6 protein-coding genes are annotated in these 9,515 nt (G+C 64.1%); 4 read left to right on the top strand and 2 right to left on the bottom strand.

Annotation, left to right across the window (positions count from 1 at the left end; translation table 11 throughout):
• Window positions 1–296: 296 nt before the first annotated feature.
• Both HV744_RS35455 and HV744_RS35450 read right to left on the bottom strand, forming a co-directional pair.
• A complete protein-coding gene (locus HV744_RS35455; RefSeq protein WP_175153914.1) occupies window positions 297–1,673 on the bottom strand; it encodes a sensor histidine kinase in 1,377 nt (458 codons plus the stop codon).
• On the bottom strand, window positions 1,660–2,343 hold the full coding sequence (locus tag HV744_RS35450) for a response regulator transcription factor (RefSeq protein ID WP_175153913.1): 684 nt from the start codon (window positions 2,341–2,343) through the stop codon (window positions 1,660–1,662). The genes HV744_RS35455 and HV744_RS35450 overlap by 14 nt, the downstream gene beginning before the upstream one ends.
• A gap of 159 nt (window positions 2,344–2,502) precedes the next feature.
• Here HV744_RS35450 and HV744_RS35445 point away from each other — a divergent pair, with 159 nt between their 5' ends.
• From HV744_RS35445 to HV744_RS35430, 4 genes are all read left to right on the top strand, one after another.
• Window positions 2,503–3,180: a response regulator transcription factor gene (locus HV744_RS35445; RefSeq protein ID WP_175153912.1), complete on the top strand. Its 678-nt coding sequence runs from the start codon at window positions 2,503–2,505 to the stop codon at window positions 3,178–3,180.
• Window positions 3,181–3,328: 148 nt separating this feature from the next.
• Complete coding sequence (locus HV744_RS35440) at window positions 3,329–4,807, top strand: efflux transporter outer membrane subunit (RefSeq protein ID WP_175153911.1); 1,479 nt, start codon at window positions 3,329–3,331, stop codon at window positions 4,805–4,807.
• Between the two features lie 59 nt (window positions 4,808–4,866).
• Window positions 4,867–6,015: an efflux RND transporter periplasmic adaptor subunit gene (locus HV744_RS35435; protein WP_175153910.1), complete on the top strand. Its 1,149-nt coding sequence runs from the start codon at window positions 4,867–4,869 to the stop codon at window positions 6,013–6,015.
• A complete protein-coding gene (locus HV744_RS35430; protein ID WP_175153909.1) occupies window positions 6,012–9,125 on the top strand; it encodes an efflux RND transporter permease subunit in 3,114 nt (1,037 codons plus the stop codon). The genes HV744_RS35435 and HV744_RS35430 overlap by 4 nt, the downstream gene beginning before the upstream one ends.
• Window positions 9,126–9,515: the final 390 nt, after the last annotated feature.

Genomic DNA, 9,515 nt, shown 5'->3' with positions numbered 1-9,515 from the left:
ATTCGCGCGATGAGGCTGTGGCCGTCCGCAACGGGTCGAGATATGCCGTTTGCATACCCCGTCGCCGACGAAGCGTTGGTCGCTTGCTGGTCGGGCAGCGGTCGGCCAGTTTCAGCCACTGGACGATACTCGTTGGTCGTCCGCTTGCGGCTCGACAAGAGGCAGTCGTCGATCATGATTTCACGTCACTCTTTCGCGCCAGACTCTGCGCGACAAACTACAGCCGGCGGAGCAGAACCCAGGGCCCTGCGAGAACCTTGAGGAGCGAGGTCAATGCACAGGCAGTTATCGATCGATCATCGGTTATCCGCAAGATGACTTCGCGCGGGTTTGAACAGACTGACCTTGCAACCGGCGTCCGCGTCGTGGAGCTCCAGCATCATGCCGTGCATGCCGGCCACGGCGGCGACAAGACTGAGTCCCAGGCCGCTGCCGGGTGTGTGACGGCTGGCCTCGCCACGATAGAAACGGCGCAGGACGGCATCGCGCTCGGCCCGTGCGATGCCCGGTCCATCGTCCTCGACCGTCACGCCAGCGCCTCGTGTGTCGTGCCACAACGTGACATGCACGGCTCCGCCGTGCGGCGCGAACTTGATGGCGTTTTCCACCAGGTTGGCCAATGCCTCGAACAGCAGATTCGGATCGCCCTGGATCTGCAGCGGCCCGGGCACTGTCCGCTGCAGTTCGTAGGCGATCTGCTTCTCTTCGGCAGCCGGCTCGTAGAACTCGAACACATCGTCGGCGACGGCGGCCAGATCGACGCTGGTAAAGCCGGCGCGGCGCACGCCGCTTTCGATTTCCGAAATCCGCAGCAGCGCATTGAAGGTGCGTAGCAGGCCGCTGGTTTCCAGGATGGTTTCATCAATTGCCGCGCGATACTCTGCCTCGGTTTTGGCGCGCCGTTGCGCACGTTCAAGTCCGCCGAGCATCCGCGTGAGCGGCGTGCGCAGATCGTGCGCAATCGCATCGCACACACCTTTGACCTCGTTCATCAGGCGCTCGATTTCGTCGAGCATCCCGTTCACGACGCCAACCAGGCGATCCACGTCGTCGCGTTTCGAGTGCACCGGCAAACGCCTGCTGAGATTGCCGGCGACGATCTCCTCGATCGACGCGGTCACCGCATCGAGTCGCCGCATCGCCGAAATGCCGATCAGGCTCGCCCCGATCAGGCCGGTCATGAGCGTGATCATCGCGGTGGAGAGCAGCGCACGCAGCAGTTCGTCGTCGAAATGGTCTAGCTCAAGGGTATTCTGGCATTGCAACGCGATACGGTTATCCGCTACGCGCGCGGCGATGCATCGGCCGGGCGGGTGACCCGGCAGGATCGCGAGGCGCATTGCAAACGGCTTGTCGAACACCGGAATCGTAGGCTGATCGCCCAGATAGCCACCGGCAAGATGTTGGCCGCTGGCGTCGAACAGGCCGAACGGGCGCTGGCGGCGCGGATCGAACTGGTTCTGATGTTCGAATCGCGCGACCAGTTCGTCCGGCACTTCGCGTTTCAACTCGGCGTGCTCGCGAATCAACCAGTCGTCGATGCGTTCCAGTTCGAAGCCAGTGATCTCGCGGTACAGGTAACCGAACAGCAGCATCGCGATCACGCCGAACAGCACCAGAAACAGCGTGGCGAGGCGAAAGCCGGTGGTGCGGTGCAGTTCAGTCAGGCGCATGCAGCATGTACCCTGAACCGCGCACGGTATCGATCATCGGAGCTGTCCCGTCCTGGTCCAGCTTCTTCCTGAGACGGCTGATGTGCACGTCGATCACATTGGTCCGCTCGTCGAGCCGGTAGTCCCACACCGCTTCGAACAGCATGGTGCGGCTCACCACCTGGCCTTCGTGCTGCATCAGGTATTCGAGCAGCCGGTATTCGCGCGGCAGCAGCGGCACCGGGCGGCCGGCGCAGGTTACTTCGCGTTTGAGCGGGTCGAGGCGCAGCGGACCGACCTGGTAATCCTGCACGCCGGGCGCCGCTTCGCGCCGACGCATCAGCGCGTCGAGCCGCGCGGTCAGTTCGATGAATTCGAACGGCTTGGTCAGATAGTCGTCGCCGCCGGCGCGCAAGCCGCGCACACGTTCGTCGACCGCGGACAGCGCGCTCAGGATCAGCACCGGCGTGAGCACGCCTGCGCTGCGCAATGCAGACAGCATGCCGAGCCCTTCGAGGCCGCCCGGCAACATGCGATCGAGCACGACAGCGTCATAACTATTGGCGACCGCGAGCATCAAGCCGTCGCGCCCTGTGCGCGCGGTTTCGACCTTGCAGCCGTGATCCGTGAGCGCTTCGACGATCTCCGCGAGAGTCTGCTCGTCGTCCTCGACAACCAGTACGTTCGACATGCCTTCTTCCAGAAATGAGCGAGCGTCGAACCTGCGCCAGCAGGCCGTTTTACGCTACGCTCGTACCTACGATGTCCGCAGTATGCCGCGCGAAGCTGCACAGGCATTTCGCGCCAACATGAAAAAATTTTAATGTAAGCCCCATTGCCCCGATTGCGCATGCGAATCCTGCTGATCGAAGACGATACGCGCGCCAGCCAGTTTCTGGCGCGTGGCCTGAGCGAGAGCGGTCTGATTGTCGACGCGGTAGCCGACGGTGCGACCGGGCTCGCCTATGCGCGAGAGGGCATCTACGACGTGATTGTGACTGATCGGCGCCTGCCCGCGCTCGACGGTATCGCCCTCGTGCAACAGCTGCGCGCCGGCGGCGACATGACGCCGGTGCTGATGCTGTCGGCGATCGGCGGCCTGAACGCGCGCGTGGACGGCATTCGCGCCGGTTGCGACGACTACCTCGTGAAGCCGTATGCGTTCGCCGAAGTGCTGGCCAGAATCGAGGCGCTCGCGCGACGCGCGGACCGTAGCAGGATGAACGAGCGGCTCGAATGTGCGGATCTCGTGCTCGACACCCGCGCTCGAACCGCGACTCGCGGCGGCCGCGATCTGCGCCTGCAGCACCGCGAATTCCTTTTGCTCGAATGCCTGGCGCGGCGCGAGGGGCAGGTCGTGACACGCAGTATGCTGCTCGAGGCGGCATGGAATTACGATTTTGAGCCGCGCGGCAATATCATCGATATGCACATGCATCGGCTGCGGGCGAAGGTGGATCGCGACTTTCCAGTGGCGCTGATCCACACCGTCGTGGGCGCGGGCTACGTGCTCAATCCCGCACGTTAGGTCGCGTTTCGCCGAAGTTGACTGCGGGGTGGAAGCCGTTTCGCCCGCGTGTTGCGCCGCATTAAATTTTTTTAATTATTGGGCGAAAGCGCCGACAGGACCCGCTGGCTAATCTGACAACATTCTTACGTTGCCGGAGCGTTCTCCAATGTCAGAGCAGTCCCATGCGACGCCGCTTACGCCCGTCGTCGGTCCTCGGGCGCGTTATCTGACGATGCGCACCGCCGTGCGCGCCACGGTTTGCACGCTCTGCGTCGCTGTGCTGGCCGGCTGCTCGCTCGTGCCGGCCTATCAGCGGCCGAGTGTGCCGCTTGCACAAAGCTTCGACGGCGCGGCCGGCGGGTCGCTCGCCGATACCGTGCCCGTCAGAAGCGGCTGGTGGCGCGAGTATCACGACCCCGCGCTCGACGCGCTGGTCGAGCGCAGCCTGAGCAACAACCTCACGCTGGCGTCGGCGATTGCGAGCGTCGAACAGGCGCGCGGCAACGCCCAAAAGGCCGGCGCACCGCAGTATCCATCGCTTACGCTCGGCGCCACTTTCGATCGCGGCCACCAGGGGCGCGGTTCGACCACCAAAAGCCAAAGCCTCTTCGCCGAAGCCAGTTACGAGGTGGACTTCTGGGGCTTCAACGCCGCAAACGCCAGCGCAGCGGACCTGCTCGCGCGCGCGTCAGCGTTCGATCGCGATACGGTGGCGCTGACACTGACCGCATCGGTCACCGACACGTATTTTCAGGTGCAGAGCCTGCGCCGCCGGCTCGCGATTGCGCGTTCCATATCTGACGATGCCGAGCACATTCTGCTATTGCTGCTCGCGCAGCAGCAGGCGGGCGTTGCGACCGAATTGCAGGTGCAGCAGCAGCGCAACGCGCTTGCCACCTTCCAGGCTGCCGTGCCGGCGCTGCAACAGCAGCTCGACACCAGCATTCATGCGCTTGCGGTGCTGGCGGGCACCGCGCCCGAACAGTTCACGGTCCGCGACGCCGCGCTCGCCGACATCCCGATTCCCCAACCGCGCCCGAATCTGCCCGCGAGCCTGCTGGAAACGCGCCCCGACATCCGTTCGAAGGAAGCGCAGTTGCAGTCGGCGAATCAGAGCGTCGGCGCGGCGCGTGCGGCCTTTCTGCCGAACATCGTGCTGACCGCAGACGGTGGTCTGAGCAGCAGGTCGCTGTCGCAGTTCCTGTCGAGCCCGTTCGCCAGTCTCGCCACGTCGCTGACAGCGCCCATCTTCGACGGCGGCGCGCTGCGTGGCCAGTTGCACGCGAGCCAGGCGGCCGAAGCGAAGGGCGTCGCGGACTACCAGCAAGCCGTCGTAACCGCGCTGCAGGACGTCGAGGACTCGCTCACGGCGGCGCAACAGCAGCAGCTCGCTGAAGCCGCCGACCAGAACGCCGCCGACGCCGCCCGCAAAGCCGCCACGCTCGCACAAGCCCAGTATAGGCTCGGTACCGTCGACTTTCTGACTGTGCTCGACGCGCAACGCACGCTGTTTCAGGCCCAAGACACGCTGGTGCAGGCTCGGCTCGCGCGCCTGCAGGCGTCGGTGAGCCTGTTTCGCGCCTTCGGCGGCGGCTTCGGCGTGACCGACAGCACCGCTTCCTCTTCTACGCGTTCCCGCTCATGAAACCTGCAGACTCTCCGAACCACGAGGCGCCCCGTACGCGCCGTCGCGCGCCTCTCGTCATGGCCTGCGTCGTCCTTGTCGCGATTCTGGTCGTTTGGCTCTGGCCGAAGCATCCGGCTGTCAAGGCGGCCGCCGCCGTGCCGGTCAATGCCGGCCATCCGGTGAACCGCGATTTCCCGATCCGCGTCGCCGCGGTGGGCACGGTTCAGGCGCTCAACACGGTGGACGTCAAGGTGCGCGTGGACGGCCAGTTGCAGCGCGTCGCCTTCACCGAAGGACAGGACGTCAAGGCCGGCCAGTTGCTCGCGCAACTCGACCAGGGGCCGCTCACCGCCCAGTTGCACCAGGCCGAAGCGGCGCAGCGCAAGGACCAGGCATCGCTCGATAACGCGCGGCTCGATCTCGCGCGCTACTCGAAACTGGTCGGTATCGGCGCGGCGACGACTCAGGCGGTGGATACCGCGAAGGCCCAGGTCGAAGCGCTCGCCGCGACCGTCGCAGCGGATGCCGCGCTGGTGCAGAGCGACCGGCTGCAACTGAGCTTCACCACGCTCGCCGCGCCGTTCGCCGGCCGTGTCGGCGCGCGCGAGGCCGATATCGGCGCGATCGTGCATCCGGGCGACACGACCGGCATTGTGACCGTCACGCAGATGGAGCCGATTACCGTGCTGTTTTCAGTGCCACAGGACGTGCTGCCCGAACTGCTCGCGAATCAGGCGAAGGCACCGCTGCCGGTGAACGTGACCACGCGTTCCGGCGCTACCGCGCTCGCCGACGGCACGCTCGTGTTCGTCGACAGCACGGTCGATCCCACCACCGGCCAGATCAGGCTCAAGGCTTCGTTCACCAACAAGGACCGCAAGCTGTGGCCCGGCGAACTGGTGAACGCACGCGTGCTGGTGCGTACCGATGCGCAGCGGCTCGCGGTGCCGAGCCGCGCGGTGGTGAATACGCAAAACGGCACGCAGCTGTACGTGATCGCCGCGAACGGCACGGCGCAGATGCGGCCGGTGGAAACCGGGGTCACCGTCGACGGCATGACGGAAATCCGCAGCGGCATCGCGCCCGCGGAGCTGGTGGTGTTCGATGGACAAAGTCGGTTGAATCCGGGCACGCATGTGGCGGCGACCACAGTGGCGACGGTTGCCGAGGCGCCGGCCAACGCAAACGCGGCGGGCAGCCCGCCGAATCAGGATAATCCGTCATGAGCCTCATGGAATTGTTCATCAAGCGGCGCATCGCGACCAGTTTTCTGGCGATCGCCGTGCTGCTGGTTGGCGCGGTCGCGTACTTTTTGCTGCCGGTGGCGCCGCTGCCCCAAGTGGATTTTCCGACTATCCAGGTCGTGGCGAAGTTGCCCGGCGCGAGCGCGGAGACCATGGCCACTTCGGTGGCGACACCGCTGGAGCGGCAGCTCTCGCTGATCGCGGGCGTGACGCAGATGACCTCGTCCAGCTCGCTTGGCACCACCAACATTGTCGTGCAGTTCGATCTGTCGCGCGACATCAATGGTGCGGCGCAGGACGTGCAGACCGCGATCAACGCGGCCGGCGGCATGCTGCCGAAGAACCTGCCAAATCCACCCACCTATCAGAAGGTCAATCCGGCCGACTTCACGCTGCTGTCGCTCGCGCTGACGTCGCCGTCACTGACCTTTACGCAGCTCGACAGCTACGCAGAAGACTATCTGGCACAACAGATCTCGCAGATGCCCGGCGTCGGTCTGGTCGATTTTCATGGTCAGCAACGACCTGCCGTGCGTATTCAGCTCGATCCCGACAAGCTCACGGCACGCGGCCTCACGCTTGAAGACGTGCGCTCGATTGTCGGCGTGCAGACGGTGAATGCGCCGAAGGGCAGCCTGAACGGCCCGCACCGCTCGGTGATCTTCAACGCGACCGACCAGATCACCACCGCGTCCCAGTATCGCGATCTGGTGGTCGCGTACAAGAATGGTGCACCGATTCGCGTCTCCGATCTCGGCACGGTGATAGACGCCGCCGAAGACAACCAGCAGGCCGCATGGCTCCAGCACGAACGCGCGATCATTCTCGACATTCACAAGCAACCGGGCTACAACGTCGTGCAGACGATCGCCAACATCAAGGCGAAGCTGCCCGCGCTCGAGGCGACGCTGCCCGCGGCCGCGCATCTGCATGTGGTGGGCGATCGCACGCAGACCATCAATGCGTCGGTGCACGACGTGCAGTTCACGCTGATGCTGACGATCGCGCTCGTCGTGATGGTGATCTTCTCGTTCCTGCGCAATGTATGGGCGACCATCATTCCCAGCCTGACGATTCCGCTTTCGCTGGTCGCCACGTTCGGCGTGATGTATCTGCTGGGCTATAGCCTCGACAATCTGTCGCTGATGGGGTTGACCATCGCGGTGGGCTTCGTGGTGGACGATGCGATCGTGGTGATCGAGAACGTGATGCGGCATATCGAGGAAGGCGTGCCCAGAATGAAGGCCGCGCTGCTCGGCGCGATGGAAGTGCGCTTCACCATCATCTCGATGACGATCTCTCTGATCGCGGTGTTCATTCCGATCCTGTTGATGGGCGGCATCGTCGGCCGGTTGTTCCGCGAGTTCGCGGTGACGGTGAGTGCGGCAATCGTGATGTCGGCAATCGTGTCGCTAACGGTTACGCCGATGCTCTGCGGGTGGCTGATCCGTTTGCCCGAGCCGGGCGGTGGTGGCCTGATGCGCAGGCTCGAAGCATGGCTTGAAGCGCTCTTCGCCGCAGTGGAGCGGCGCTACGAGCGCGGCCTCGATTGGGTGCTGGACCGCCAGACGCTGATGCTGGCGGTCACGGTGGCGACGATTGTCGCGACTGGCGCGTTGTTCGTCGCGATCCCGAAGGGTTTTTTTCCGCAGGAAGACTCCGGTTTGATCATGGGCATCGCACAGGCCGCGCCGGATATCTCGCCGCGCTCGATGTCGCAGAAGATGCAGCAGCTTGGCCATCTGATCGAAGCTGATCCGGCCGTCGACAACGTCTACTACTGGATGGGGCCGAATCCGACGGTGAGCCAGGGGCGCGTCATGATCAACCTGAAGCCGTTCGGTCAGCGCAAGGACAGTGCCGCGCAGGTGCTCAACCGTTTGAAGCCGCAGTTGGCGAAGGTCATGGGCATTTCGCTGTCGATGCAGGTCCGCCAGGATATTCAGGTGGGTGGCCGCATCAGCGCCGCACAGTATCAGTACACGTTGCAGGACCCGGACATCAGCGAACTGAATCACTGGGCCGGCGTACTGACCGATCGCCTGTCGAAACTGCCGCAACTCGCCGACGTCACGTCCGACCAGCAAGCCGCCGCTACCAGCGCAACACTCGTGATCGACCGCAGCACGGCTTCGCGTTTCGGCATCACGGCGCAAGCTATCGACGACACGCTCTACGATGCATTCGGCCAGCGGCAGATTGCGACGCTGTTTACGCAGTTGAATCAGTACCACGTCGTCGAAGAGGTCGATCCACGCTTTCAGTTGACGACGGAGGCACTCGCGCATCTCTACGTGCGATCGCCGCTGACCAACGAACTGGTGCCGCTCAACACGCTTGCCAGGATCGAAAACAATGTGTCGCCAATCTCGGTGAATCACCAGGGCCTGTTCCCGGCCGTGACGATCTCGTTCAATCTGGCGGCGGGCCAGTCGCTTGGCAACGCGGTGGCGGCGATTCACCAGGCCGAACTTGCAGCGGGCAAGCCGGATAGTTTGACGGGCTCGTTTCAGGGCACGGCGCAGGCGTTCCAGGCGTCGCTTGCGAGTGAGCCGTATCTGATCGCCGCGGCGCTCGTGGTGGTCTATCTGATTCTCGGCATCCTGTACGAGAGCGCCATTCATCCGCTTACGATCATTTCGACGCTGCCTTCGGCGGGCGTGGGCGCGTTGCTCGCGTTAATGCTGTGCGGTCAGGATCTGTCGATCATGGGGATGATCGGCATCATCCTGCTGATTGGCATCGTCAAGAAGAACGCGATCATGATGATCGACTTCGCGCTGGTGGCCGAACGCGAGCAAGGTCTGTCGCCGCGCGAAGCGATCCGCCAGGCCTGTGTGTTGCGCTTCCGTCCGATCATGATGACGACGCTCGCCGCGCTATTCGGCGCGCTGCCGCTTGCGCTCGGGCGCGGCGCGGGTGCCGAATTGCGCGTGCCGCTCGGCATGGCGATTGTCGGCGGACTTATTGTTTCGCAAATGCTGACGTTGTTTACGACACCAGTCGTGCACCTGTGGTTTGACCGTCTGTCGCATTGGCTCGCTGACCGGCGCGCGACGGGCAGTGTGGTCGAGCAGCATACCGTCGGCTGACGGCCTTCACCTGCCTGGGGCCTTTCTTCCGGGTCACCTCGGGCGCCGCTGATGCTGCGCGGCGGCCCACGGAACACGACGCCGTCGGCGTGCTTGAACACGATGAGGTCTGGAATGCCGTGCTGCTCGTAGGCGAGCTAAATTCGTTCCTCAACACGCTGTATGCGTTTGAGTAACGGGGCATTTTGCCCCCTGTTGCGGTCATGGACTTTCTTGTACGAACGGCCGCTTGACAGACACGGAGCGGACATTGTCCACAACGGCGCGACGGGCAGCTTAGGGTCGAAGGACTAAACCGCTCGCGCGGTAGGGGCTACGGTCAGACGCCGGTGGTCAGGGAGAGGCCGGCATCGCGGTTCCGTATGTTGGCGAATGAGGCAACCCGCCTCG

This window comes from Paraburkholderia ultramafica, assembly GCF_902859915.1.
GTDB classification, from domain to species: Bacteria; Pseudomonadota; Gammaproteobacteria; order Burkholderiales; family Burkholderiaceae; genus Paraburkholderia; species Paraburkholderia ultramafica.
The sequence above is the reverse complement of the archived record's forward strand: the minus strand, read 5'-3'. Positions and strand labels throughout refer to the sequence as shown.

Excerpts from the sequence above, each read along its gene's own strand:
- HV744_RS35455 (WP_175153914.1), bottom strand. The coding sequence starts at position 1,673 with ATGCGCCTGACTGAACTGCACCGCACCACCGGCTTTCGCCTCGCCACG.
- HV744_RS35450 (WP_175153913.1), bottom strand. The coding sequence starts at position 2,343 with ATGTCGAACGTACTGGTTGTCGAGGACGACGAGCAGACTCTCGCGGAG.
- HV744_RS35445 (WP_175153912.1), top strand. The coding sequence starts at position 2,503 with ATGCGAATCCTGCTGATCGAAGACGATACGCGCGCCAGCCAGTTTCTG.
- HV744_RS35440 (WP_175153911.1), top strand. The coding sequence starts at position 3,329 with ATGTCAGAGCAGTCCCATGCGACGCCGCTTACGCCCGTCGTCGGTCCT.
- HV744_RS35435 (WP_175153910.1), top strand. The coding sequence starts at position 4,867 with ATGGCCTGCGTCGTCCTTGTCGCGATTCTGGTCGTTTGGCTCTGGCCG.
- HV744_RS35430 (WP_175153909.1), top strand. The coding sequence starts at position 6,012 with ATGAGCCTCATGGAATTGTTCATCAAGCGGCGCATCGCGACCAGTTTT.